Origin of the sequence: Nocardia sp. NPDC004068, from assembly GCF_042874315.1 — a bacterium.
In the GTDB taxonomy this organism is placed as follows: Bacteria; Actinomycetota; Actinomycetes; order Mycobacteriales; family Mycobacteriaceae; genus Nocardia.
Window position 1 is genome coordinate 153,625 of record NZ_JBIAMW010000003.1, and the last position, 25,697, is coordinate 179,321.

The following is a 25,697-nucleotide window of genomic DNA, read 5'->3' on the forward strand; positions in this document are numbered from 1 at the left end:
AAACCCGGGAGGATGTCGTGCGATTGTTCCGCAGGCGACGAGACGGCAGGCCCCCTGCTCCGTACCCGTCGGTCGCCGGGTGGAACCAGATCCCGACGGTGGCGGCGCGCCGGGAGCGGAGCCGGGGACCGCGGCGGCGCACGCGGCCGGAGGCGCTTGAGGAGTCCGAGCCGCGCCCGCCCCGCACCCGCGCCCAGCGGGTCCGGCGGCTGCTGCTGGCGCTGTTCCTGATCTTCGTGGCGATCCCGTCGCTGCTGGTGGTGCTGGCCTACTGGAGCGCCGACATCCCGGATCCGGCGCATGTGCCGACCGACAAGATCGCCACCGTCACCGCCCTCGACGGCACCACCGAACTCGCGAAAGTCGTTCCGCCCGAAGGTAATCGGACGCCGGTGCCGCTGTCGGACGTGCCCCAGCAGATGCGCGACGCGATGCTCTCGGCCGAGGACCGCGACTTCTACCGCAACCCCGGCTTCTCCACCGAGGCCTTCCTGCGCGCGGCCCGCGACAACCTCACCGGGCGCGAGGACGCGGGCGGCGGATCGACCATCACCCAGCAGTACGTCAAGAACGCCTTCCTCAGCTCCGAGCGCACGCTCTCGCGCAAGATGCGGGAGCTGATCATCTCCGCGAAGATGGCCCGGCAGTGGAGCAAGGACGACATCCTCGCCGCGTATCTCAACACCATCTACTACGGCCGCGGGGCGTACGGCATCGCCGCCGCGGCCGACGCGTACTTCCGCAAACCCGTCCCGGAACTCACCCTGGCCGAGAGCGCGGTGCTGGCGGCGGTCGTGCGCACGCCGTCGATCCTGGATCCGGAGACCCACCTCGACCAGCTGAAGGCGCGGTGGAACTACGTGCTCGACGGCATGGCGTCGATGGGCACGCTCGCGCCGGGACTGCGGCAGACGGTCCGGTTCCCCGAGATCGCGCCCCCGCCGCAGGCCACCGACGACGCCGCGCACAGCCCGGCGGGGCTGCTGCGCACCCAGGTGCTGCGCGAGATCCGCGCGGCCGGGGTGTCCCAGCACGACATCGACACCGGGGCGTTGAACATCGTCACCACGATCGACCCGCGCGCCCAGCAGGCCGCGCTCGACGCGGTGCACACCACGCTCGGCGGGCAGCCGCCCGAACTGCGCGGCGCGGTGGTGTCGATCGATCCGCGCTCGGGCGCGGTGCGCGCCTACTACGGCGGCGAGGACGGGGTGGGCTTCGACTTCGCGCAGGCGCCGTTGCAGACCGGGTCGTCGTTCAAGACGTTCGCGGTGCTCGCGGCGTTGCAGCAGGGCATCACGCTGTCGTATCAGCTCGACAGCGCGCCGGTGACCGTGAACGGGGTCAAGGTCACCAATGTGGAGGGCGAGTCCTGCGGAACCTGTTCGCTCGCAGAGGCATTCAAGCGGTCGCTGAACACGAGCTTCTATCGGCTCGCGCAGACCGTGGGCGCGCAGGCGATCGCGAACGCGGCGCACGAGGCCGGTATTCCGCAGGAGATTCCGGGCGTGCCGGGCCGCACCCTCGCCGAGGCCGACGGGCCGCCGCAGCCGTCGATCGTGCTGGGCGTGTACTCGGTGCGGCCGATCGATATGGCCTCGGCGTACGCGACCATCGCGGCCTCGGGGGTGTACCACCCGCCCTACTTCGTGCAGCGCGTGGTCGCCGGGGACGGGCGGGTGCTGCTGGATCGCGGTGCGCCCGAACAACGTCCGTCCGAACCGCGCATCGGGCGCCGGATCGCCGACACCGCCGCCCAGGCCATGCTGCCGATCCCGGCCTACTCCAACGGGCACGCGCTGGCCGGGCGGCCCGCGGCGGCCAAGACCGGGACCACCCAGCTCGGGGACACCGGGGAGAACAAGGACGCGTGGATGATCGGGTTCACCCCGTCGCTGTCGACGGCGGTGTGGATCGGCACCGAACAGCCCGCCCCCCTGCACACCGCGCGCGGCGGGGCCGTCTGGGGTTCGGGCCTGCCGTCGGACATCTGGAAGCGGACCATGGACGGGGCGCTCGCGGGCACGCCGGTCGAGCAGTTCCCGGCGCCCGAACAGCCGCAGCCCGATACCGTGGGGGTCGGTCCGTTCGGCGTGGCGCCGCCGCCCACCGAACAGGGACACGGCCCGTTCGACATCCTCGGACCGCCGTCCAGCCCGACGCCGCAACCGAATCCGGCCCCGCCGCCCAATCCCGCGCCGCCGCCGCGACCGGTCCCCGCTCCGGCGCCCCCACCTGCGCCGCCGCCGAATCCCCCGCCGATGCCGCCGCCCCCGCCCCCACCCAGACAGGTCGAGATCTTCCCCGGGCTGTCCATTCCGGTTCCGGGCTGACGGCACTGTTGTGCCGACGGCGTTGTTGTGACGAAGCGAATCCTCGTTCTGGAACCGTCGCTTCGAGGCCGCCGATAGGGTGGACGCGGTGAGACCACGGCCCGAGGATCGGACAGGTGCGGCTACGCTGGGCGCAGACGCGAGCGGCGGCAGGGATCGGGCGCGAGCCGCGCGGCATACCAAGCACGAGACATAGGGGCGACACCGGTGGATTTCAATGTCGTTGAGCGCCACGAGACCCTGGTGGCAGGGACGGTGCTACGCAGCCCGGCGCTGGCGGTCGAGGGGCCGCGCCGGCTGAAGGTGGAGGAGGCGTGGAAGCACAATCTCGCGCGCACTCTGCCCGGACCCCCGGCGACCGCGTACGTCGATCACGCGCCGGAGATCGGTTCGTATCTGACCCACATCGTGGGCTATCGGCTCGACAGCCCGGACGATCTGCCGCCCGGCGACGTCCTGGCCCGGGTGCCCGCGGGCCGGTTCGCGCGGTTCATCCGCAGCGGCGACAACCTGGGCGACACCATCGTCGCGGTCTGGCGGGCGGTGTGGGATCTGGAGGCGGCCGGGGCCATCGTCCGGGCCTACACCGGCGACTTCGAGCACTATCCCGACGCGCACACGGTCGAGGTGTTCGTCGCGGTGACCGAGCCATCCGAGGGCGACAGGTAGGGGAGCGGGAGTGGACTTCGAAATCGTCACCTTGAACGGCAGTCTGGTCGGCGGGCTCACCGTGCCGCTGGCCGGGCGCGAGGTCACCGCGCGCGATCTGGACCTGGTGAACTTCACCTGGGATCGCTATCTGGCCCGGGAGAAGAACGTGCCGCGCGTGGCGGCCTACGTCGGACAGAACGACCACGCCGTCGCGGTGCTGGGCTACGAGCTGACCTCATTGGCCGAGCTGGACACCGGCGACGTCCTCACCCGCATCCCCGCGGGCCGCTACGCCAAATTCGTCGTCTCCGACAAGCCCTACGATCTGCTGCGCACGGCCTGGGCCGCGGTCGCCAAGGCGGAGAACGCGGGCACGATCACGCGCTCGCACACCGCGGAGATCGAGCGGTACACCGGGCCGACGTCGGTCGAGGTGTACGTGTCGCTGGACTGACCTTTTCGGCCGGGGACTCGTCCGAGACCCCGGCCGAAAAGGCATGGCGCACAAGGCATCACGCCCCGATGATGAACTCCTCGAGTTCGGTGCGCGCGATGTCGTCGGCCATCTGCTTCGGCGGGGACTTCATCAGGTAGGCCGAGGCGGGCAGGATCGGTCCGCCGAGGCCGCGGTCCTTGGCGATCTTGGCCGCGCGGATGGCGTCGATGATGATGCCCGCCGAGTTGGGCGAGTCCCACACCTCGAGCTTGTACTCCAGGTTCAGCGGCACGTCGCCGAAGGCGCGGCCCTCGAGGCGCACGTAGGCCCACTTGCGGTCGTCGAGCCAGCCGACGTGATCGGACGGGCCGATGTGCACGTCGCCCGCGCCCAGCTCCTTCTTGAGGTTGCTGGTGACGGCCTGGGTCTTGGAGATCTTCTTCGACTCCAGCCGCTCGCGCTCGAGCATGTTCTTGAAGTCCATGTTGCCGCCGACGTTCAGCTGCATGGTGCGATCGAGCTGGACGCCGCGGTCCTCGAACAGCTTGGCCATCACGCGGTGGGTGATGGTCGCGCCGACCTGGCTCTTGATGTCGTCGCCGACGATCGGCACCCCGGCGTCGGTGAACTTCTTCGCCCACACCGGATCGGAGGCGATGAACACCGGCAGCGCGTTGACGAAGGCCACGCCCGCGTCGATCGCGCACTGGGCGTAGAACTTGTCGGCCTCCTCCGAGCCCACCGGCAGGTAGGACACCAGCACGTCGACGCGGGCGTCGCGCAGCGCCTGCACGACGTCGACCGCCTCGGTGTCGGAGAGCTCGATGGTCTCGGCGTAGTACTTGCCGATGCCGTCGAGGGTCGGCCCGCGCTGGACGGTGACCCCGCTCGGCGGCACGTCGGAGATCTTGATGGTGTTGTTCTCGCTGGCGAAGATCGCGTCCGACAGGTCGAATCCGACCTTCTTGGCGTCGACATCGAACGCGGCGACGAACTTCACATCGCGGACGTGGTAGGGGCCGAACTTGACGTGCATGAGACCGGGCACGGTCGCGGTCTCGTCCGCGTCCTTGTAGTACTGCACGCCCTGGACCAACGAGGAAGCGCAGTTGCCCACACCCACGATGGCCACGCGAATCTCGGTGGCTCCTGCAGCCGTGTTGACATCACTCATGGCCGATATTTCCCTCTTTCTGTGGTGCCGCCTTCAGTGATTGCTCCGCGGCAATCAACTCGTTGAGCCAGCGCACTTCGCGCTCGCTGGATTCCAGGCCGAGCTGGTGGAGCTGGCGGGTGTAGCGATCGAGGGTCCCACTGGCCCGTTTGATCGCCTCCCGCAGTCCTTCTCGGCGCTCCTCGACCTGCCGCCGCCGGCCCTCGAGGATGCGCATCCGCGCCTCGGCGGGGGTGCGGCTGAAGAAGGCGAGGTGCACGCCGAAGCCGTCGTCGGTGTAGTTCTGCGGTCCGGTGTCGGCGAGCAGTTCGCCGAACCGCTCCCGCCCGGGCTCGGTCAGTTGATAGACCCGCCGCGCGCGCCGCGTGACCGCCCCGGCCGGACTCTCCTCGGCGATGAGGCCGTCGGCCTGCATCCGCCGCAGGGTCGGATACAGCGACCCGTAGGAGAACGCTCGGAACGGTCCGAGCAGGCCCGTCAGCCGCTTGCGCAGCTCGTAACCGTGCATCGGGGATTCCAGGAGCAGCCCGAGAATCGCCAGCTCGAGCACGGGCCACACCTCCTGACTGTGCTCTACAGACCTAACCGATGGATGCGATTCCAAACTATATCGCACCGATATAGTCGTCGATAGATCACCCCGCCCGCGGCGCGAACCGGCCCGAAGACGCCACGGCGACCGGTGCGGGCGGCCGCTACTCTGGTTCTCGTGCGAATTCAGCGGCAGGTGGTGGACTATGCGCTCCGGCGCCGGTCACTGCTGGCCGACGTGTACGCGGGACGGGTCGATGTCGCCGAGGTCTGCGACGCCAACCCCTATCTGCTGCGGGCGGCCAAATTTCACGGGCGGGGGAGCGAGGTCACCTGCCCTATCTGCCGGAAGGAACAGCTCACCCTCGTATCGTGGGTCTACGGTGAGGGGTTGGGTCAGGTCGCGGGTTCGGCTCGCACGCCCGAGGAGCTGATCCGGCTGGCCGAGTCCCGCGAGGAGTTCACGGTGCACGTCGTCGAGGTGTGCCGGACCTGCAGCTGGAATCATCTGGTGCAGTCCTACGTGCTGGGTCGCGCTCCGACACCGTCGCGGCGCCGCACCGGCACGCGACGGACCGCCGCCGAATGACGGGACCCGCTCGCTGACCCGCGGCGTGCTGGCGTGCCCGCGCGGTCGCACGACCGCGAACCCGGACCGTATCGAGTTATGGAGATCCAGGCTGTGACTTCGCCCTACGACGATGGACCGAACGGCGACCGCCGACCGCGCGGCTCGCAGCCCGGGCCCGGCGGCTACCCGCCCCCGCGCCCGGGCGGCCCACCGCCCGGAGCCAGGCCACTGCCGCCGCTTCGGCAGGGTCCGCCCACGAGCGGCGCCCCCCGCACCGGGCCGCAGCCCGGCCAACCGCCGCGGGCACCGGGCGGGCAACCGCCCCGCGCGCCCGGCGGGCAGCCGCCGCGCGGCCCGAACGGACAGCCACCGCGGGGTCCGGGCGGGCAACCGCCGCGAGGTCCCGGTGGTCCCGCCCCGCGGGGCGGCGCCGGACAACCGCCGCGCGGCCCGAACGGACAACCCGGACAGCCCGGTCGCCGACCCGGTTCGCCGCAGCGCCCGGGCGAACCGGACCGGACGCTGAAGATCTCCGCCCCGGGCGCGGGAACGGGCACGGCCACCCGGCCGCGCCCCGCCGGGGACCGCGACGATCTCGACACCGGCACGCGCCGATCGGCCGGGGGCACCGCTCCCCCGTCCGGACCGCCGCCGCGCCGGGGCGGCAGTGGGGGCTCCGGTGGGCCCGGCGGCCGCAAGCCGGGGGCGAAAGGCACGGCGGCCAAGAAGAAGTCGCCGTGGCGCATCGTGCGCCGGGTGCTCTACGTGCTCATCGCGCTGGCCATCGTGGTGCCCAGCGCGACGTTCCTGGTCGCCTACTCCACCGTCTCGGTGCCCAAACCCGGCGACCTCCGAACCAATCAGGTGGCGACCATCCTCGCCTCCGACGGCAACTCGGTGATCAGCAAAATCGTTCCGCCGCAAGGCAATCGGACCGATGTGACGATCAACGACATCCCGCCGCACGTCCGCAACGCGGTGCTCGCGGCCGAGGACCGCTCGTTCTACACCAACCCCGGCTTCTCCATCTCCGGCTTCGCCCGCGCGCTGCGCGACAACCTGCTGGGCAAGGAGAGCGCGGGCGGTGGCTCGACGATCACCCAGCAGTACGTCAAGAACTCGATGGTCGGCAATCAGCACTCGCTCACCCGCAAGATGCGCGAGCTGGTGATCTCCGCCAAGATGGCGCGGCAGTGGGGTAAGGACGACATCCTCACCGCGTACCTCAACACGATTCCGTTCGGCCGCGGCACCTTCGGCATCGACGCCGCCGCGCACGCCTACTTCGGCAAGAGGGTCCAGGACCTGACGGTCGAGGAGGGCGCGATGCTGGCCGCGACCATCCAGCAGCCCTACGGCTTGGACCCGGAGAACAATCCCAAGGGCGCCGAGACCCGGTGGAACTACGTGCTCGACGGCATGGTCGCGATGAACAACCTGCCCGCCGCCGATCGCGCCAAGATGACCTACCCCAAGGTCCAGCCCTCCAGCGCGAACGAGGCCACCAACGACAGCTCCGGCCCCGAGGGCCTGATCAAGCGGCAGGTCATGCGCGAGCTGTCCGAGGCCGGTATCTCCGACACCCAGATCAACACCGAGGGTCTGCAGATCACCACGACCATCGATCAGAAGGCGCAGGACGCCGCGGTCGAGGCGGCCCGCAAGAACATGAAGGGCGAACCCGACAACCTGCGCACCGCGGTCGTGTCGGTGGATCCCAAATCCGGTGCGGTGCGGGCCTATTACGGCGGTGAGAACGGTCAGGGCTACGACTTCGCCAACGCCGGTCTGATGCCCGGTTCGGCGTTCAAGGTGTTCGGCCTCGGCGCGAATCTCGAGATGGGCAAACCGCTTTCGACGATGTACGACAGCTCCCCGCTGTCGGTGCACGGCATCAAGATCACCAACGTGGAGGGCGAGTCCTGCGGCACCTGCACCATCGCCGAGGCGCTCAAGCGGTCGCTGAACACCAGCTTCTACCGCATGGAGCTGGACATGGGCGAGGCCAACGGCCCGCAGAAGATCGCCGACATGGCACACAAGCTCGGCATCCCGGATGAGATTCCGGGCGTGGGCAAATCGCTGTCCGAACCCGACGGCGGCCCGCCCAACACCGGCATCATCCTGGGCCAGTACCAGGCCCGGCCGCTGGACATGGCCTCGGCCTACGCGACGATCGCCGCGCTGGGCCAGTACCACAAGGTGCACTTCGTGCAGAAGGTCGTCACCGCCGACGGGCAGGTCCTGCTCGACCGCGGCGACGTGGCGGGCGAGCAGCGCATCTCGGATGCCGTGGCCACCAACCTGATCGACGCGATGAAGCCGATCGCGCAGTGGTCGCGCAACCACAACCTGGCGGGCGGCCGCGAGTCGGCCACCAAGACCGGTACCGCGCAGCTCGGCGACACCGGCGAGAACCGCGACGCCTGGATGGTGGGCTTCACCCCCTCGTTGTCGACCGCGGTCTGGGTCGGCACCGAGCAGGGCGACAAGCTGCGCAACGCCAGCGGCGGCATGGTCTACGGCTCGGGTCTGCCCGCCGACATCTGGAAGGACACGATGGACGGCGCCCTCAAGGGCACGACCAACGAGAAGTTCCCGCCGCCCAAGCCGATCGGCGGCCAGGCCGGTGTGCCGTCCTGGACCGCGGCCTACACCCCGCCGTCGAGCACCGTGCCGGAGTTCGTGCCGCCGGTGGTCGTGACGCCGAGCGAGGTGGAGGTGCTGCCGGGCGTGCGCATCCCGGTGCCGGGCCTCGCGCCGAATCCGCAGTCGCGCCAGCAACAACCGCAGGCCCAGCAGCAACCGCAGGATTCGGGTGCGGGCCCGCTGCCCGGACAGCCGGTCGCACCCGCCGACGGCGCCTCGCCCTCGGCCACCGAATCCGGCGGCAACACGCGGCCGACAGCCGGTGCGGGACACGGCAATTCCGGTCCCCGGTAGCCTCGGGTGCCGTGATCGAGCAGCCACTGGTGACCGACGCGGCCGCCGGGAACGAGAAACCGGATACGCCAACCGGATTCACGTCCCCGGCGCCGCTGGCACCGGATCTGCGGTCGGCGGACCGGCGGGACAAGCCCAGCCGCACCGACTCGCTGACCGCCCAGTTGTCCACGATCGCGGGCGGTCCGGTCGGCCATCACGCGCTGATCGGCCGGGTCCGGTTCTGGACGCCGCTGCGGATCGTGCTCGCCTTCGCGGTGGTGTTCCTCGCGCTGGGCTGGGCCGGTAAGGCGGGGTGCGTTCAGCAGACCACCGACGCCTCCGGACATCTCACGCTGGACTGGAACAACGGCCGCCAGTACGTGGCCATGTGCTACTCGGACACGGTTCCGCTCTACGGCGCCGAACATCTCAACGAGGACGCGTTCCCGTACAAGAAGCGGTGGACCGAATTCGGCGCCGACGGCCAACCGCAGACCCGGTACATGGAGTATCCGGTGCTGTCGGGGCTGTACCAGTGGCTGGCGATGAAGATCTCCAACGGCTGGCTGCAACTGCGGTTGCCGGCCGCGCTGCCGGTGGTGGTGTATTTCGACGTCGTCGTGGTCGGGCTGGCGCTGGCCTGGCTGGTGACGGTGTGGGCGTCGACCCAACTGGCCGGGCGGCGGATCTGGGACGCGGCGCTGGTCGCGCTGTCCCCGCTGGTGCTGGTGCACGCCTTCACGAATTTCGACGCGCTCGCAACGGCTTTCGCGGCCACCGGGCTGTTGGCGTGGGCGCGGCGGCGGCCGGTGCTCGCGGGTCTGCTGCTCGGGCTGGGCGGGGCGGCGAAGCTGTATCCGCTGCTGCTGCTCGGGCCGATCGTGGTGTTGTGCCTGCGCAGCGACAGCCGGCAGCGGCTGCCCGCGCTGTGGGATCACCTGCGCCACAACCGTTCCGATCGGCTGGCCGGGCTGCGCGAGTACCTGGACGGCACCCGGGTGCGGCCGCTGCGCGCGGCCGGGGTGACCGTGGTGGTCGCGCTGGGCACCTGGCTGCTGGTGAATCTGCCGATCGCCGTGCCGTTCACCGACGGGTGGCGGGAGGTCTTCCGGCTCAACACCGAACGGCACGCCGATCCGGACTCGATCTACAACGTGATCACCTCGTTCACCGGCTGGTCCGGCTTCGACGGTCCGCTGGCCCCGTCCGACACCCCGACGATCCTGAACGCCGTCTCGCTGCTGCTGTTCCTGCTGGCCTGCGCGGGCGTGGCCTACGTCGGGCTGACCGCGCCCCGGCGGCCGCGGGTGGCGCAGCTGGCCTTCCTGGTGGTGGCGGCGTTCCTGCTCACCAACAAGGTGTGGAGCCCGCAGTACTCGCTGTGGCTGGTGCCGCTGGCCGTGCTGGCGCTGCCGCATCGGCGAATCCTGTTGGCGTGGATGACGATCGACGCGCTGGTGTGGTTCCCGCGGATGTACTACTACCTGGGCACCGACAAGAAGGGCGTGCCCGAGCAGTGGTTCACCGGCACGGTCGTCCTGCGCGATCTGGCCGTCCTGGGCATCTGCCTGCTGATCGTGCGACAGATCTACCGTCCGCTCGAGGATCCGATCCGCCGCGACGGCGTCGACGACCCGGTCGGCGGCATCCTCGACCGCGCGGCCGACCCACTCCTCCCCTGGCTGCCGAGCCCCCTGCGCCCCCGTCTCGCCCCCACGACCCTCACCCGTGTCCCCGTTCCGTCGGGGGCATCGGCGGGCCATTGAGGTCGTGCCCCCTTCCGTCCGGAACATCGGAGGGCCACTGAGCTCGCGCCCCCTTCCGTCCGGGACGTCGAGGGACCATTGAGGTCATGTCCCCGTTTCATCCGGGGCATCGAGGGGCCACCGAGGTCGTGTCGCCGTTCCGTCCGCGGCATGGGCCATTGAGGACGGGCCGCCGGGTGGGCCGGGGGCGGGCGCGCGGGATACGGCGCTGGCGTACCGGTGGTCGGTACGCGAGGATCGAACCATGAGCGCATTGAGCGACAAGGCCGCCGCATTTCTCGAGTTGCATCGACCCGGCGATCCGGTGATTCTGCCGACCGTCTGGGATGCCTGGTCGGCCGGATTCGTCCAGGAGGCCGGGTTCGCGGCCCTGACCGTGGGCAGCCATCCGCTCGCCGATTCGCTGGGCCGATCCGACGGCGAGGGGATGACCTTCGCGGAGTCGATGGGCCGGATCGCCGAGATCACCGCGGCCGTCGACCTGCCGGTGTCGGTCGATATCGAATCCGGGTACGGGCTCGAGCCCGCGAAGCTGATCGAGGGCCTGCTGGCTGCGGGCGCGGTCGGGCTGAACATCGAGGACACCGTGCACGGCGAGGGCGGCCGGTTGCGGGAGGCGCGCGAGCACGCCGATTTCGTGGGTGAGCTGCGCCGGGCCGCCGACGCCGCCGGCGTGCACGTGGTGGTCAACGCCCGCACCGACCTGTTCCTGCGCGAGATCGGCGACCCGGCCGACCGGCTCGACCGCGCGCTCGAGCGGCTGCGCTTGGCCGCCGAGGCGGGGGCCGACGTGCTGTACCCCGTCGGCCGCCACGACCCCGACACGCTGCGGCGGCTGTGCGCGGAACTGCCGTTGCCGATCAACTCGATCGCCCTGCCGGATCAGGGCGATCGCGCCGGATTCGCCGAATTGGGCGTGGCCCGAGTCAGTTTCGGGCCGTTCCTGCAACGCGCGCTGACCACCGAGGCGAACCGGCTGCTGGCGCGCTGGCGCTGAGACTCAGACCAGCCCGCCGGTCACCATGCGCGGTTCGGACAGGCCCGCGGTCGCGGCCTGCCACTGATTCTGCGCGAGGTGTTCGAGCAGGCAGATCAGCAGCATCTTCCGATTGCGTTCGCCGCCACCCATTTCCGTGTGCGCCGCCAGTTCGGCGGTGATCGAGTTGCCGACCGGCGCGTCGGGCGCCGACAGGGCCCAGAACATCTCGGGCCCGAGCAGCACCGACGCGCCGCCGGTCTCGTTGAACCAGCGGCCCGCGTAGGCGATCAGCATGTCGGTGAACATCTGCGGGTTGGCCACCGCCTCGATGAGCTGGTTCAGCGCCCCGGCCCGCTCGGGCCCGGACTGCATCAGCGACGCCAATCGGCCTGCCAGTTCGCGATACTGACCCATATCCTGGTGCTGCACAACGCTTGTCGACATGCATCGGCTCCATCGGTCGAGTTCGGACGGTACGGGTGTGTTCAGGAGTGCACGAGCGGGCGGTGCTCCAGCGACGGCGCGAACCGCTTCGGCTGGGTGAGCGCGGCGTCGATGAACTGGCTCGCGGCGGGACGATCGGGTTCGGTGGGAAGGTCGGACATGTCGAACATGTCGGGCACCGAGAACTCCGCCGGATTCACGATCGGCTCCGCTGTGCGTTCGCGCCGCCGCCGCGCCCACAGCATCAGGGTGAGATGGACGGCGAACATCATCGTCATCGGCATTCCCGCGTAGATGCCGAGGGAGACGAAGTCGCCGCCGATCTCGCGGGCGTATTCGATGTTGCCCAGGACCGACAGCAACGTCGACAGCACGAACAGCACTGTGGCGTACCACCATCCGAGGCCGCCCTTGCGGAACGACGCCGTGGCGATGATCGATCCGACCATCAGGCCGTCGGTCACGATCGGCACATTCGCGGCCAGTTCCGGTGCGACGAGATTGCGGATGGCCAGATTGTGCAGTGCGGCATAGGACATTTCGAACGATTTGTACGCCACCACACAGGAAACCACCGCCGACGCGTGCAGCGGGCCGGGACGGAACGCGATAACCCGCCGAATCCAGGAGGTCCGCTGCCGAGGTTCCGCACGGGGCGGTTCGGCGGCAATGGCCGCCTCCGAGGCGATGAGGGTCATAGACGGGCAGCGTAGCGGCTGCGGCTCCGAATTCGGATGAGCCGGTGGCCGCGCGTTTTTCGTTTCGCGCTCAGGCCGCGGGATAATCGGTGTAGCCCTCGGCGGTGCAGCCGTAGAGCACGTCCTCGCGAATCGGCGACAGCGGCCGCCCGAGCGTGATGCGCTGCACCAGATCGGGATTGGCGATGTACGCGCGGCCGAACGACACCAGATCGGCACGGCCCGAACGCAATACCGCCTCGGCCGCCGCGGCGGTGGTGGCGGGGCGATTCTCGCCGACATTCGCGATGAGCGTGCCGCGCCAGCGCGGCCGCAGATCCGCCAGCGCGGGATAGTCGTCGTTGTCGATCAGATGCAGATACGCCAGCCCGTATCGATCCAATTCAGTCACCAATTCCCGATACAGCGGGGCCGGATCGTCCTCGCGCATCCCGAATTGCGGATTACCCGGCGACAGCCGAATCCCGGTGCGGTGCGAACCGGCCACGGCGACAACGGCTTCGGTGACCTCCAGCGCCAAACGCATCCGCCCGATGTGGGTCACACCGTATTCGTCGGTGCGCAGATTCGTATTGTCGGCGAGGAATTGATGGATGAGATAGCTGTTCGCGCCGTGGATCTCCACGCCGTCGAATCCGGCGGCGAGCGCGTTGCGCGCGGCGGCCGCGTAATGGCCGACGGCCGCGGCGATGTCGGCGCGGGTCATGACGCGCGGGGTCAGCGAACGCGCCTTGCCGCCGTCGATGAGATGCAGCACGTCGTCGTCGGACACCGCCGACGGGCCCGCGGGCAGCGTGCCGTCGATGCGGGCCCGCGGGTGTCCCTTGCGGCCGCCGTGCATGAGCTGGGCGAAGATCCGCCCGCCCGCGTCGTGCACCGCGGTGGTCACCCGGCGCCACGCCGCCACGTGCGCGTCGGTCTGCAGACCGGGCACCCACGCCTCGCTCTGACCCGAGCTGTGCGGCCAGATGCCCTCGCTCACAATAAGTCCCGCCGTCGCGCGCTGGGCGTAGTAGTCGGCCACGTCGGCGGTGGGCGAGCCGTCGGGGTGCGAACGCAGCCGGGTCATGGGGGCCATCACCACCCGGTTCGGAACTGTGAGGTGGGGCGTGCGGTATTCGGTCAGCAGCATCATGGGCGTACCGTAAAACCTGACATCAATGTCAGAGGCAAGGACTGTCGGAGGCAAGGAGCGAAACGTGCGGATCGGTGAGCTCGCGCGCCGCACCGGGGTGAGCGTGCGATCGCTGCGCTACTACGAGAGTCAGGGGCTGTTGAGCGCCACGCGCACGCCGGGCGGCCAGCGCGAGTATCCAGAATCGGCGGTGGACCGGGTGATTCGCATCCAGGAGATGTTCGCCGCGGGCCTGCACAGCCGCACCCTGGCCGAACTGCTGCCGTGCGTCCACGACGCCGACGGCACGCCGAACGCCCGCGCCACCCCGTTCCTCACCGAAACCCTTGCCGCCGAACGGAACCGGATCGACGCCTGCATCCGGGATCTGCACCGCACCCGCGACGTGCTGGACGGGGTGATCCGGGCCGCCGAGGGCGCGGCCGACTAGGCCGGAACCGGTTCGCGCACCGGGGTTCTCGCCCGCGCGCGCTGGGCGGCGAGCACCATACCGAGCACGCCGACCGCCAGCCCGGCCACGGTGAGCGGCCGCAGCGGCTGATCGATGATCAGCCAGGCCAGCACCGCGGTGACCGCGGGCGTGGCGAAGAACAGTTTGCCGACGCGGGTGGTGTCCCAGCGCCGCAACAGGGCGTTCAGCAACAGGAACGCGCCCATCGAATTCACCAGCACCATCCAGACCAGCGATTCGGCCAACTTGCCCGTGTCGTACACGCGAATGTCGTTGTGCGCCACCGCGAGCAGCCCGACCACCGGCGCGCTGACCGCGACGTGCAGCGCGGTCGCCGCCCGGGAGTCGACGGCCGGGGTGAACCGCTTCTGATAGACCGTGGCCACGCTCAGTCCGAGCAGACCGACCACGCACAACACCAGGCCCGACACCGAGAGCCGGGATTGATCGGCCACGGCCAGACCGACTCCGACGCCGCCGACCCCGAAGCCCAGCCACTGCCGAGGTGTCACCGTCTCGCCCAGCACCCGCCCCGCGAACACCGCGATCACCACCGGGTTGAGCCCCTGGACCAGCGAGATGACCGCCGCCGACACATGCTCGGCCATCGCGGTGTAGAACGCCGCGAACTGCACCAGCTGCATCAGCAGGCCGGCCACGATCACATGGCCGAGTTCGGCCCCGCGCGGCCACCGCGCCCGCACCGCCAGGGCGTACAGGGTCAGCGCGATCGCCGCCAGGGTGAAGCGAACCAGCAGTACCAGCAGCGGCGGCGCCGCGCCGACGCCGATGATTCCCGCGATGAAGGCGCTGCTCCACATCAGGACGAAGGCCGTCGGCGCGACCACATCCAGCATTCGTGCGTGCACGAGTCCTCCCGTACATAACCGGTTCAGATGGTTACTACCGTCCCATCGCAGCCAACAACCTGTCAAGGTGGTTACTATGGGAGCGTGTTCACCTTCGTCAGCGGAAACCTCGCCCTCGACTTCGCGGGCACGGTGGGCAGACGCACGACCACGTACGAGGACTCCCTGGGCGGCCCGGCCGATCTCGCCCGCTGGCTCGTCGAGGCGCGGCTGGTCGACACCGCGCCCGACTGCGACGCGCCGGATCTGGCGCGCGCGGTCGAACTCCGCGAGGCGGTCTATCGATCGGCCACCGCCGTGCGCCGCGATCAACCCCTCGACCGGGCCGACCGCGCCCTGGTCAATCGTTTCGCCGCGGGCGCCCCGCCGAGCGTGGCGCTCGACGACCACGGAAACGTCCGGCGCACCGGCGATCTCGACGCGGCCCTGGCCGCGATCGCCCGCGCGGCGGTCGAACTCCTGGGCGGCCCCGATCGCGGCCGCGTCAAGGAGTGCGAGCAATCCGACTGCACCCGGCTCTACCTCGACACCTCGCGCGCGAACTCCCGGCGCTGGTGCGATATGGCCCGCTGCGGCAATCGGATGAAGAGTGCCGCGTTCCGCGCCCGGCAGACGCGCTGAATCAGGAAGCGACGCCGACCAATTCGCCGGATTCGGCGCTCGCGTCGGGGCGCGACTCGCGCGGCGTCCGGCTTCGCGCCCGCAGGAACAGGAAGAACAACAGCACCAGCAGCAGCGCGCGGCCCCACACGCCGAAGACGACGACGCGCTCCTCGACCTGGTACGGCTCCCCCATCCCCAGGGCGTAGAAGTAGCGGAACACCCCCACCCCGATGGCCGCGTCGGCCACCAGATACGCCCCGATCGCCGTCCACGGCACCTCGAGCAGCACCAGGAACGGAATCAGCCACAGCGTGTACTGCGGCGAATGCACCTTGTGGAACAGCAGGAACCCGCACAGCATGGCCCCGCTCACGCCGACCCAGGGAAACTCGCCGGTGTCCTGAAACCGCTTCCAGCCCAACCCCACCGCCAGCGCGAAGGCGGCCAGCACCAGCAGCGGCGACGCGGTGGACACCACGTTCTGGAACGTCGCCTCCCCGTGCGGGCCGTGGTCGAACAGCGGCCGCAGGCCCCAATACCAGATCGAATTCGTGGTGATGTCGGCCTGCCGCAATTGTTGGAACGTGAACGAGGCGCGCCACCCCTCGTAACCGGCCAGGGCGAAGGGCAGATTGATCAGCGCGACCGTCGCGACCGCGGCGCCCAGCACGGCCAGCGCGCCCCGCACGTCGCGGCGGCGGTCCGCCCCCGGCTCGCCGACCAGCACGTACAGCGCGAGGGGGATCACGAAGATGCCCGGATACAGCTTCAGGCAGAATCCGACCCCCAGCAGGATCGCGGCCAGAATTCCCTTGGTGCGCAACGTATATCGCCTCGGCCGGGCGACCACGTACACTGCGGCCACCGACGTGCACACCACCGGCAGCTCCCAGTTGTGGAAGGCGTAGAGCACCAGCGGCGGACCCGCCGCCCACAGCAGCGCGGCCGCGCCCGACAACCGCCCCAGCAGCCATGCGGTCACCAGCGCGAACGGGGCCAGCAGCAGCGCCGAGTGCAGCAGGAAGGCCGCGTCGTCGTGCGCGCCCGCCGCGCCCAGCCACATGATCAACCCGCTGAGCACCGGATACTCCACGGCCCCGCCGGTGAGCGTGCCGTCGGGGGTGATGCCGCCGGTCACGTACGGGAAGATGTGCTCGTTGATGCCGCGACCCAGCCACAGGTACTGGATGTCGGAGTAGCAGACCTGCGCGTCCTTGATCCGGTCGAACATCTCGCTGCGGCCGTCCGCGGTGAACGGTGGCCCCGCGCAGCGCGCCTTGTTCAGATAGGCGACGATCAGCGCCAACCCGCACAGCACGGTCGCGACAACACCGGCGGCGGGTCGGTTGGGCATGCGCACCACGATAAGAGGGTTACCTCCTCGCCGCCCGCATTCCGTCCGCGGGGTATCGATTTCGCTGGTGGGAACCCGTTCATGTAGCCTTGTCGGGTTGCTGACGCGACGACCCTCCTGCCCACGGACCGTCCGTGGGCCGTTCCCAGTCCACAGGAGGTGATGGGTTCCCGTGCGTCATTACGAAGTGATGGTCATTCTCGATCCGAACCTGGACGAGCGCACCGTCGGTCCGAACCTGGACAAGATGCTCAGTGTGGTCTCCCAGCAGGGTGGCAAGGTCGACAAGGTCGATCTGTGGGGCCGCCGCCGGCTGGCCTACGAGATCGCCAAGCAGAGCGAAGGCATCTACGCGGTCGTCGACGTGACCGCCGAGCCCGCCACGGTCAGCGAGCTGGACCGTCAGCTGGGGCTGAACGAGTCGGTGCTGCGCACCAAGGTGCTGCGCCAGGACAAGAAGTAAGTCCCCCTCCCCCGTCATCGCTCGTAGTCGTCGGTGCCTGTCTCTAGGCTCTAGCGCGACAACGCGAGTGCATGCGGACTGCACCGGAGACCAGGAGGAACCATGGCAGGCGACACGGTCATCACCGTCATCGGAAATTTGACGGCCGATCCGGAGCTTCGATTCACGCCCGCGGGCCAGGCGGTGGCGAATTTCACCGTCGCCTCGACACCCCGTGTGTTCGACCGCAACAGCAACGAATGGAAAGACGGCGAGGCGCTTTTCCTGCGCTGCAACATCTGGCGTGAAGCTGCGGAGAATGTCGCCGAGAGCCTGACCCGAGGCGCTCGCGTGATCGTGAGCGGACGGCTCAAGCAGCGCTCCTACGAGACCCGCGAGGGTGAGAAGCGCACGGTCGTCGAGCTCGAGGTCGACGAGGTCGGTCCCTCGCTGCGCTACGCCACCGCCAAGGTCAACAAGACCTCGCGCGGCGGCGGGGGCGGCGGCGGTTTCGGTGGCGGCGGCAATTCCGGTGGCGGTGGGAATTTCGGAGGCGGCAACTCCGGGGGCGGTCGCGGCGGCCAGAGCGCCGGCGACGACCCCTGGGGCAGCGCGCCCGCGGCCGGCTCCTTCGGGGGCGGCATGGACGACGAACCGCCGTTCTAGACAACGGCTCTCACGAGTAACGGAGTAAGACAATGGCCAAAGCACCGGCGCGCGAAAAGGTGCTGAAGAAGAAGGCGTGCACCTTCTGCAAGGAAGGCAAGTCCGGCACGGTCAACATCGACTACAAGGACACGGCACTGCTGCGCAAATACGTCAGCGATCGCGGCAAGATCCGCGCCCGCCGCGTCACCGGCAATTGCGTGCAGCATCAGCGGGATATCGCGATCGCGGTCAAGAACAGCCGCGAGGTCGCCCTGCTGCCGTACGTGTCCACGGCTCGCTGAGAACGGGAGGCATCACGATGAAGCTGATTCTGACCGCCGATGTGGACAACCTCGGTGCCCCCGGCGACACCGTGGAGGTCAAGGACGGTTACGGCCGCAACTTCCTGCTGCCGCGCGGCCTGGCGATTCCCGCCACCAAGGGCGCGCAGAAGCAGGTCGAGGGCATCCGCCGGGCGCAGGACGCCCGCCGCGTGCGCGATCTGGACCACGCCAACGAGCTCAAGCAGGCCATCGAGGGCCTGACCGGGGTGAAGCTGGCGGTGAAGACGGCCGGCACCGGCAAGCTGTTCGGCTCGGTCACCGCGTCCGACGTCGCGGGGGCCATCAAGGCCGCCGGCGGTCCGGTCGTGGACAAGCGCAGCATCGAGCTGCCGAAGGCGCACATCAAGAACACCGGCAAGCACGGCATCGTGGTGCACCTGCACCCCGATGTTGCCGCCAAGGTCGACCTGCAGGTCGACGCCGCCGAGTGACCGCCCGGCGCTAGGGCATTCGCCGAAGACCACCCTCGTTCGCGCGAGGGTGGTTTTCGCCTGCCCGCGATTCTTGATAGCTATTCGGTAGCTGAATCTTCGCTTCCGAATAGCGTCCTCGCTGTGCAGCTCTCGTGCCGAGTTCCGGATCGGGTTCGGGACGAAATGGGGACAACTTCTGGAACCGACCAGCCGTATTGTGATCCAGGCCATAATCGGCGAGAGCACTGTTAACCCAACACGCCCGGCCGTTCATCTCGAGCGACACGCCGGGGGTATATCGATCCACAGGTCGAGAAATTCGGAAATGGGCCGCTATCAGGGCTTTGTAGTGCATTTCGAGGGTTTTTCCCCAGGTCTTACACAGGGCCTGCACAACAGTCGGTGAACTGTCCCCAGATTATCCACAGAGGTGTGCACACCGCGGTTTGGTAGTCCCCAGATCGATCCCTAAGGTTCTTTCCGGCACCGGGTTCCGGTGTCCCGGAGTGTCGCGTTTCGCGTTCCCCACCAGGCACACCATCGGTTTGCTATCCCTCGCCGCCGGGTTCGGGCACCCCGGTCCCGCGGCCCGGGACCGAACCGGAACGTGTCGTACCCCGGGCGTACAACGGGACATCAATACCCTGTGGAACCGGGCGTGACGAGAGAGGACGGTCGAGTCGGGTGGCAGTCGTCGACGATCGCGGACACTCGGAGTACTCCGAGGCTCCCGGCGAGGATTTCGGCCGGCAGCCTCCGCACGACATGGCCGCGGAACAGTCCGTCCTCGGCGGCATGCTGCTGTCCAAGGACGCCATCGCCGACGTCGTCGAGGTGCTGCGCCCGGGCGACTTCTACCGCCCCGCCCACCAGGCCGTCTACGACGCCGTCCTGGACCTCTACGGCCGCGGCGAACCCGCCGACCCCGTCACGGTCGCCGCCGCCCTCGACCGCCGCGGCGAACTCAAACGCATCGGCGGCGCCCCCTACCTCGTCACCCTCACCCAAACCGTCCCCACCGCCGCCAACGCCTCCTACTACGCCGAGATCGTCGCCGAGAAGTCGGTCCTGCGCCGATTGGTCGAGGCCGGCACCCGCATCGTCCAATACGGCTACGCCGGCGCCGACGGCCAAGACGTCGCCGAGGTCGTCGACCGAGCCCAGGCCGAGATCTACGAGGTCACCGAACGCCGCTCGAGCGACGACTTCCTCCCGTTGGAGGAACTGCTCCAGCCCACGATGGACGAAATCGACTCCATCGCCAGCCGCGGCGGCATGTCCCTCGGCGTGCCAACGGGTTTCACGGAGTTGGACGAGGTGACGAACGGTCTGCATCCGGGTCAGATGATCATCGTGGCGGCGCGGCCCGGCGTTGGAAAATCCACGCTGGGAATGGATTTCATGCGGAGCGCGTCGATCAAGCACGGGTTGGCGAGTGTCATCTTTTCGTTGGAGATGAGTCGTACGGAAATCGTGATGCGGCTCTTGTCGGCCGAGGCGAGGATCAAGCTCGGGGATATGCGGTCCGGGCGGATGAGTGATGACGACTGGACGAAATTGGCGCGGCGGATGAGTGAGATCTCGGAAGCGCCGCTGTTCGTTGATGATTCGCCGAATATGACCATGATGGAGATTCGGGCGAAGGCTCGCCGGTTGAAGCAGCGCCACGATCTGCGGCTCGTGGTCGTGGACTACCTCCAGCTGATGACCTCCGGCAAGAAGGTCGAATCCCGCCAGCAGGAAGTCTCGGAATTCTCCCGAAGCCTCAAACTGCTCGCCAAGGAACTCGAGGTCCCGGTGGTCGCCATCAGCCAGCTGAACCGAGGCCCCGAACAACGAACCGACAAGCGCCCCATGGTCTCCGACCTCCGCGAGTCCGGCTCTCTGGAACAGGACGCGGACATGGTCATCCTGTTGCACCGGCCGGACGCGTTCGAGCGGGACGATCCGCGCGGCGGTGAGGCGGACTTGATTTTGGGCAAGCACCGAAACGGCCCGACGGCGACGATCACCGTGGCGCATCAGCTGCATTTGAGTCGGTTCGTGGATATGGCTCGGGGCTGACCCGTAAATCGGTAAGGTCTCAGAACTCGGTTCGAGGTTCCGCTCTCTCTGCTGGTTGGTTGGTAGACAATCTCCGCCGGTTGGCTTCCGCAGCAACGGGTTTCGAGTTACCGAGCATAAATTGACAATCTGCTACAGCTTTCGAATGACCCGGCAGGGATTTCCCGCAGCGAAGACCCGCTCCGGCAAGTTCTTCGTCACGACGCTTCCCGCGCCAACAACGGTGTTCGCGCCGATCGCGACGCCGGGACAGACGATGACACCGCCACCCATCCACACGTTGTCGCCGATGGTGATCGGCGCCGCCGTCTCCCAACGCTGGCGGCGCAGCTCATGGTCGTCCATCGGGTGCAGGGCCGTCAGTAACTGGGCACGTGGACCGATGGATACGTCGTCACCGATCACCACCGGGGCGCAGTCCATCACGATCGCGTCGTAGTTCAGGAAACTGTTGCGGCCCATTCTGATCAGATGACCGTAGTCACACTGGAACCGAGGCATGATCCACGAGCCCTCGCCGATGGCGCCGAGCAACTCTCCAAAGCGTGAGGGAACTCGGATAAATAGCCCGCTGGCGCGTCAGGAGGGGTCAACCGGTGTCGCCGAAGGCCATTCGCGCATCGAATTCTTCAGGTCGGAAAGACCGTCCCCGGCAAGTTGTTCCACCGCGATCGGGCGTCCGGTGACCAATAGCAGCAGGGCGGTCATCGGGCCCTCGATCGGGTGGCCCGCGCCTGCGGTCCAGTCGATATCCGTGGCGCTCAATCGAAATCCCCGCAATCGCCGCCGGGCCCAGAACGGCCACCCCATCTCCCACACCCGGGTGGCGGCCAACGCCGCGGCCTCGGGTGGGATCGGGAGGGAGCGGCCCAGGGGGATGGCGATGTCCTGGCCGTGGACCAAGGTGTCGAAGAGGATATTGCGGATGTTGGTCACCTTCGGGAGGGTGCGGGAGGGGGCGGCGGCTCGGAGGTCGGCGGCCAGGCCGGGGCGGGTGGCATATTGGCGGGTCAGGTCGTCGACCATCAGGTTGTAGCGGCCGCGGGCGCGGGTGAAGGCGCGCAGCATCTGGCCGGGGGACGGGGGATCGGGGGCGGTGAGGAGGTGGGCGGCTACGTCTCGGACTCGCCAGCCCGCGCACAGGGAGGGGGTTTCCCATTCCGTCTCGGTCAGGGTCGCCAGGAGGTCCGCGATGGCGATGCGGTGTTGTGCCACGGTTCGCCAGCGGAACTCGTCGTCGGCCTGCATCGGAACCTCCGGTAGGATAAGTCAAAGTCTCTGACTAGTTTAATCAGTTCTTCTGACTATCTGCAAGGGAGTGGGCGTGGCCGACGAGGATATGAATGTCGGGGTGTTGATGTTCATCCCGTACCGGGCCATGGAGAGTCGGGTGTTGGGGGCGATCGCGGGGGCGGGGTTCGAGGACATCACGCTCGCGCAGGCGCGGATGATGGCGCGCATCGCGCCGAAGGGGAACCGGCTCACCGAGTTGGCCGAGCAGGCTCAGGTGACCAAGCAGACGGCCGGATTCCTGGTGGATCAGTTGGAGCGGGCGGGCTATGTGGAGCGGGTGCCCGACCCGAGCGACGGGCGGGCGCGGCTCGTGCGGCTCGCCGAGCGCGGGGAGCGAGCGCGGCGGGTCGCCAACGACGAGGCGGCGGCCGTGCAGCGGGAGTGGGCGGCGCATCTGGGGGTCCAGCGGATGCGGCAGCTGCGGGACGCGCTGACGCGACTGCGGGAGATCACCGATCCCTACGCGTGAGGTTCGGCGCCGAACGCACCGCCGACAGCCGGTGACGCCGAACACATCCCGAGCTCCGGAAACAGCGAACGCGACCGAAACCCGTGCCATCCGGTAACGATCACCGGCCCGCCACCGACATGAGGGGTGCCACCGTGGCCCGTCGGGGGGCCTGTTCGTTTGTTTCTGTCAGTGAAATGGGGATCGGGACATGTCCTTTCGTGAGTTCCTCCGGCGTCATCGAATCGCCTCGGCGGTCGCGGCGCCCGCGGCGTTGGGAATAGCGGCGGTCGTCGCCGTTTCGCTGACGCCGCTGACCACGCACCGGACCGCGGATACGCAATTGAAGGCATCGGTCACGGAATGCCATGACATGGTGACCATCTCGGTGGCCGGGCGCGGCGACTCACCCGCCCAGGGCACCACGAAACTGCTGGTCGGACCCAATGGCGAGGAATTGCCCGCCGCCCTGACCGACGATTACAAGAGCCCCTGGCTGGATCCGGTGGTGAATGCCCCGGCCGGTTCCGTCGACGATCCGAATGGGTATGCGGCCGTTTACATCGCGTATCCCGCGAATATGGCGACCTATGAGGACGCCGTCAATGCGGGCGTGCAGAATACCGAACGCGTCATGACGGAAATCCGAAAGGCTTGCCCCGATACGAAATTCGCGATCGTGGGCTACAGCGAGGGCGCCGACGTCGCGCGCCGGGTGGCCATGCAGGTCGGGAATCAGCAGGCGGGCGCGGACGGCAGCTACGGCATCGTCGACCCGGACAAGGTCGTCGGCGTGGTGATCCTCGCCGATTCGGGCCGGTCCGCGGGCGAGGGCCCGTTCCCGGGCGCGCAGGATCCGAACCATCCGGACAACTTCGATCAGCAGTACCAGAACGGCGGGGTGCGACCGGTTTCCGGGCAGGGCGCGTTGCCGGGTAACAGCGGCGGCTTCGGCAAGCTCGACGGCAAGGTCGCGTCGTTCTGCTCCGAGGGCGATCTGACCTGCGCCGCGCCGCAGAACATCTCGTTGTTGCAGCTGGTGGTCAATGTCGGCCGCCAGATCAACGCCGACGCCCTCGAGCGCGAGGGGCTCACGCCCGCGACCGGTCAGGACGTCGCGGTCGTGCTCGGCCGGATCGCGCTGGCGGCCTTCGCCGACATCTCCTCGCAGCCGAACTGGATGGCCAGCGACGAGACCTTCCTCCAAGTGCTGCTGCGGGTCTCGGACCCGAACTACAAGCCGGGTCAGGCGCCGAAGCCGACCGCCCCGGCCGACAGCATCGCCAAGGACGACATGGCCCCGCTGGCCTATCTGCCGCGCAAGGTGTTCAACGAGATCGTCGGCCTGATCGTGACGAACCAGAACACGATTCCGGTCATCATGAGCGATCCGTACCAGCTCACCCTGGGCCCCAACGCGACCGGACATCACTTCGACTACTGGCGCAACGCCGATCCGGCCAACGGGCGGCCCATGACCTCGGCCGAGTACGCCGCGGCCTGGCTCACCCACCTGGCCCAGGACGCGCAGAACGGTAAGCAGGTCGACAAGAACTACCAGCCGACCCAGGCGGATCTCGACGCCGCGTACCAGGCCGCGCAGTCGGCGAAGCAGGAACGCACGAACGCTCCGGCCACCACCACGACCGCGACCTCGACGACCACCACATCGTCGACCACGACCACGACGGCCCCCGCGACCACGACCACCACCACGACGACCACGTCGGGTTCGACCACCACGACCCCGCAGACGGCCGCCCCGGTGGCGAAGGAGACCACCACCTCGGTCCCGCAGACCACGACCACCCAACCGACCACGACCACCGCGGCCCCGACGACGACCACCACCACATCGGCGGCGGCCACGACCACCGGCCGATAAGTCCGACCACTCGGGAACGGGCGCGGGACATCATGTTCCGCGCCCGTTCTCATATCCGTCGCGGCCCGAGCGCGCGCGGCCGGAACGGTGTGCGGCTCGCGTACTCCTCCGCCGCGTGCGCGAGCCAGCCCGCGGTCCGGGCGACGGCGAAGATCGTCTGCCCCGATCCGGGCGGCATGCCGAACATCGTGGTGAGCAGCCCGAGCGGGAAGTCGATATTCGCCTCGGGCAGCCGCCGGGTGCGCAGCTCGCGCAGGATCGCCTCGGCCACAACGAGTTTCGGATGTGCGGGAGCGATCTCGCGCAGCCGGTCGAACAATCGGGTGCCCCGCCCGTCACCGTGCCGATACACCGCGTGGCCCGCGCCCGGGATCCGCTCGCCGCGCCGCAGCCGATCGCCGATCGCCCGCGACACGTCGGCGGGGCGGTCGATCTCGGCGAGCAGGCGTTCCACCCCGAGCGACGCGCCGCCGTGCATCGGCCCGCCGACCACGCCGAGACCCGTGCTGACCACCGCGTAGGGATCGGCGCGCACCGAGGCGGCCACCCGGGCGGCGAAGGTGGACGCGGCCAGCTCGTGATCGGCGAGCAGGATCATCGCGGTATCAAGGCATTTCAGTTCCGGCGCGCCGGGCGGCGGCGCGGGGGCCAGGCGCGACCACAGCAGCGCCGCCAGGGTCGCGTCCACCGGTTCGGAGCGTTCGGGCAGGGCCGTGACCATGCCCGCAAGCAGGGCCGGGGCGACGGCGAGGGCATCGCGGTCGCCGCGCCGGGGATCGACGGCGGCCAGGGCGGTCACGACGAGCTGCAATCGATCCAGGGGCAGCAGATCGGCGGGCAGGCCGCGCTGGATCCGGCGGGCCACCGCCACGGCCGCCGCGTCGGCGCGCCACGGTTCGGCATCACGTAAGTCGTTGCCCCACAACCATTCCGCGACATCCTCGAAGCGGTGCCGCGCGGCGAGTTCGAGCGCGTCGCGGCTGCGGTAGTAGGGCCGATCCGAACCCAGTGTGGTGACCCGGGATTCGACGGCGATCTCGGTGGGGGCGGGTTTGCGCCGTGGTTTGCCGCGCCGGGCGAGTTGTTCGATCTCGGCCGGATCGAACAGGCTGCGGCGCGTGCGCGGATCGTAGCGGCGGCGCAGCACGCCCCGGCTCACGTAGGCGTACAGCGTCGCGGGTTTGACGCCGAGCCGCTCCACGGCCGCCGCGGAGTCGATCCAATCCGGCATCGGTTGATC

25 protein-coding genes and 1 pseudogene are annotated in these 25,697 nt (G+C 69.0%); 16 read left to right on the forward strand and 10 right to left on the reverse strand.

The window, feature by feature from the left end; all coding sequences use genetic code 11:
- The first annotated feature begins 23 nt into the window (after positions 1–23).
- From ACFYTQ_RS08275 to ACFYTQ_RS08285, 3 genes are all read left to right on the forward strand, one after another.
- Complete coding sequence (locus tag ACFYTQ_RS08275) at positions 24–2,333, forward strand: transglycosylase domain-containing protein (RefSeq protein ID WP_387359171.1); 2,310 nt, start codon at positions 24–26, stop codon at positions 2,331–2,333.
- Between the two features lie 207 nt (positions 2,334–2,540).
- On the forward strand, positions 2,541–3,002 hold the full coding sequence (locus ACFYTQ_RS08280; protein ID WP_387358223.1) for a GyrI-like domain-containing protein: 462 nt from the start codon (positions 2,541–2,543) through the stop codon (positions 3,000–3,002).
- Positions 3,003–3,012: 10 nt separating this feature from the next.
- Positions 3,013–3,438, forward strand: a complete 426-nt coding sequence (locus ACFYTQ_RS08285) for a GyrI-like domain-containing protein (RefSeq protein WP_387358225.1) — start codon at positions 3,013–3,015, stop codon at positions 3,436–3,438.
- Between the two features lie 58 nt (positions 3,439–3,496).
- Here the strand turns inward: ACFYTQ_RS08285 and ACFYTQ_RS08290 are convergent, their stop codons facing one another.
- Entirely contained in the window at positions 3,497–4,594 is a 1,098-nt protein-coding gene (locus ACFYTQ_RS08290; protein ID WP_387358227.1) for an inositol-3-phosphate synthase, read from the reverse strand.
- Positions 4,587–5,144: a PadR family transcriptional regulator gene (locus tag ACFYTQ_RS08295; protein ID WP_387358229.1), complete on the reverse strand. Its 558-nt coding sequence runs from the start codon at positions 5,142–5,144 to the stop codon at positions 4,587–4,589. The genes ACFYTQ_RS08290 and ACFYTQ_RS08295 overlap by 8 nt, the downstream gene beginning before the upstream one ends.
- A 159-nt stretch (positions 5,145–5,303) precedes the next feature.
- Here ACFYTQ_RS08295 and ACFYTQ_RS08300 point away from each other — a divergent pair, with 159 nt between their 5' ends.
- From ACFYTQ_RS08300 to ACFYTQ_RS08315, 4 genes are all read left to right on the forward strand, one after another.
- Positions 5,304–5,714 (forward strand): DUF5318 domain-containing protein, encoded by a 411-nt coding sequence (locus tag ACFYTQ_RS08300; protein WP_387358231.1) that lies wholly within the window; start codon positions 5,304–5,306, stop codon positions 5,712–5,714.
- Positions 5,715–5,807: 93 nt separating this feature from the next.
- Positions 5,808–8,639 (forward strand): transglycosylase domain-containing protein, encoded by a 2,832-nt coding sequence (locus tag ACFYTQ_RS08305; protein WP_387358233.1) that lies wholly within the window; start codon positions 5,808–5,810, stop codon positions 8,637–8,639.
- An 11-nt stretch (positions 8,640–8,650) separates the two neighbouring features.
- A complete protein-coding gene (locus ACFYTQ_RS08310; RefSeq protein WP_387358235.1) occupies positions 8,651–10,387 on the forward strand; it encodes a glycosyltransferase family 87 protein in 1,737 nt (578 codons plus the stop codon).
- Positions 10,388–10,631: 244 nt separating this feature from the next.
- Positions 10,632–11,384: an isocitrate lyase/phosphoenolpyruvate mutase family protein gene (locus ACFYTQ_RS08315; protein WP_387358237.1), complete on the forward strand. Its 753-nt coding sequence runs from the start codon at positions 10,632–10,634 to the stop codon at positions 11,382–11,384.
- Between the two features lie 3 nt (positions 11,385–11,387).
- Here ACFYTQ_RS08315 and ACFYTQ_RS08320 read toward each other — a convergent pair whose 3' ends face one another.
- From ACFYTQ_RS08320 to ACFYTQ_RS08330, 3 genes are all read right to left on the reverse strand, one after another.
- A complete protein-coding gene (locus ACFYTQ_RS08320) occupies positions 11,388–11,810 on the reverse strand; it encodes a hypothetical protein (protein WP_387358239.1) in 423 nt (140 codons plus the stop codon).
- A 41-nt stretch (positions 11,811–11,851) separates the two neighbouring features.
- The gene (locus tag ACFYTQ_RS08325; protein WP_387358241.1) at positions 11,852–12,508 is read right to left on the reverse strand and encodes a DUF2637 domain-containing protein; all 657 of its coding nucleotides are present in this window, start codon (positions 12,506–12,508) and stop codon (positions 11,852–11,854) included.
- 70 nt (positions 12,509–12,578) lie between these two features.
- Positions 12,579–13,643 (reverse strand): alkene reductase, encoded by a 1,065-nt coding sequence (locus tag ACFYTQ_RS08330; RefSeq protein WP_387358243.1) that lies wholly within the window; start codon positions 13,641–13,643, stop codon positions 12,579–12,581.
- 64 nt (positions 13,644–13,707) lie between these two features.
- Between ACFYTQ_RS08330 and ACFYTQ_RS08335 the strand changes: the two genes are divergently transcribed.
- On the forward strand, positions 13,708–14,073 hold the full coding sequence (locus ACFYTQ_RS08335) for a MerR family transcriptional regulator (protein WP_387358245.1): 366 nt from the start codon (positions 13,708–13,710) through the stop codon (positions 14,071–14,073).
- Here ACFYTQ_RS08335 and ACFYTQ_RS08340 read toward each other — a convergent pair.
- A complete protein-coding gene (locus ACFYTQ_RS08340) occupies positions 14,070–14,963 on the reverse strand; it encodes a DMT family transporter (RefSeq protein WP_387358247.1) in 894 nt (297 codons plus the stop codon). The two genes, ACFYTQ_RS08335 and ACFYTQ_RS08340, sit on opposite strands and share 4 nt — an antisense overlap.
- Positions 14,964–15,047: 84 nt before the next feature.
- On the opposite strand from ACFYTQ_RS08340, the gene ACFYTQ_RS08345 reads away from it, so the two are divergent.
- Positions 15,048–15,584 carry a CGNR zinc finger domain-containing protein gene (locus ACFYTQ_RS08345; protein WP_387358249.1) on the forward strand — a complete coding sequence of 179 codons (537 nt, stop codon included), beginning with the start codon at positions 15,048–15,050 and terminating at the stop codon, positions 15,582–15,584.
- Position 15,585: 1 nt separating this feature from the next.
- On the opposite strand, the gene ACFYTQ_RS08350 is transcribed toward ACFYTQ_RS08345, so the two are convergent.
- Complete coding sequence (locus ACFYTQ_RS08350; protein ID WP_387358251.1) at positions 15,586–16,920, reverse strand: hypothetical protein; 1,335 nt, start codon at positions 16,918–16,920, stop codon at positions 15,586–15,588.
- Positions 16,921–17,092: 172 nt separating this feature from the next.
- Between ACFYTQ_RS08350 and rpsF the strand changes: the two genes are divergently transcribed.
- From rpsF to dnaB, 5 genes are all read left to right on the forward strand, one after another.
- Positions 17,093–17,383, forward strand: a complete 291-nt coding sequence (gene rpsF, locus ACFYTQ_RS08355) for a 30S ribosomal protein S6 (RefSeq protein WP_387358253.1) — start codon at positions 17,093–17,095, stop codon at positions 17,381–17,383.
- Positions 17,384–17,485: 102 nt separating this feature from the next.
- Complete coding sequence (locus tag ACFYTQ_RS08360) at positions 17,486–18,028, forward strand: single-stranded DNA-binding protein (protein WP_387358255.1); 543 nt, start codon at positions 17,486–17,488, stop codon at positions 18,026–18,028.
- Between the two features lie 32 nt (positions 18,029–18,060).
- The gene (gene rpsR / locus ACFYTQ_RS08365) at positions 18,061–18,312 is read left to right on the forward strand and encodes a 30S ribosomal protein S18 (protein ID WP_387358257.1); all 252 of its coding nucleotides are present in this window, start codon (positions 18,061–18,063) and stop codon (positions 18,310–18,312) included.
- Positions 18,313–18,329: 17 nt separating this feature from the next.
- Positions 18,330–18,785, forward strand: coding sequence for a 50S ribosomal protein L9 (gene rplI, locus ACFYTQ_RS08370; RefSeq protein WP_387358259.1), 456 nt, complete (start codon positions 18,330–18,332; stop codon positions 18,783–18,785).
- A gap of 666 nt (positions 18,786–19,451) precedes the next feature.
- A complete protein-coding gene (gene dnaB / locus ACFYTQ_RS08375) occupies positions 19,452–20,831 on the forward strand; it encodes a replicative DNA helicase (protein ID WP_387358261.1) in 1,380 nt (459 codons plus the stop codon).
- Positions 20,832–20,963: 132 nt separating this feature from the next.
- On the opposite strand, the pseudogene ACFYTQ_RS08380 reads toward dnaB, so the two are convergent.
- Together ACFYTQ_RS08380 and ACFYTQ_RS08385 are read right to left on the reverse strand one after the other, a co-directional pair.
- A pseudogene (locus ACFYTQ_RS08380) lies at positions 20,964–21,368 on the reverse strand (sugar O-acetyltransferase); the annotation flags it as partial.
- 42 nt (positions 21,369–21,410) lie between these two features.
- Positions 21,411–22,079, reverse strand: coding sequence for a maleylpyruvate isomerase family mycothiol-dependent enzyme (locus tag ACFYTQ_RS08385; protein ID WP_387358263.1), 669 nt, complete (start codon positions 22,077–22,079; stop codon positions 21,411–21,413).
- Positions 22,080–22,155: 76 nt separating this feature from the next.
- Here ACFYTQ_RS08385 and ACFYTQ_RS08390 point away from each other — a divergent pair, with 76 nt between their 5' ends.
- Positions 22,156–22,593, forward strand: a complete 438-nt coding sequence (locus ACFYTQ_RS08390) for a MarR family winged helix-turn-helix transcriptional regulator (RefSeq protein ID WP_387358265.1) — start codon at positions 22,156–22,158, stop codon at positions 22,591–22,593.
- Between the two features lie 190 nt (positions 22,594–22,783).
- Positions 22,784–24,457, forward strand: a complete 1,674-nt coding sequence (locus tag ACFYTQ_RS08395; protein WP_387358267.1) for a cutinase family protein — start codon at positions 22,784–22,786, stop codon at positions 24,455–24,457.
- Between the two features lie 49 nt (positions 24,458–24,506).
- Here the strand turns inward: ACFYTQ_RS08395 and ACFYTQ_RS08400 are convergent, their stop codons facing one another.
- The gene (locus ACFYTQ_RS08400; protein WP_387358269.1) at positions 24,507–25,688 is read right to left on the reverse strand and encodes a citrate/2-methylcitrate synthase; all 1,182 of its coding nucleotides are present in this window, start codon (positions 25,686–25,688) and stop codon (positions 24,507–24,509) included.
- Between the last annotated feature and the right edge of the window lie 9 nt (positions 25,689–25,697).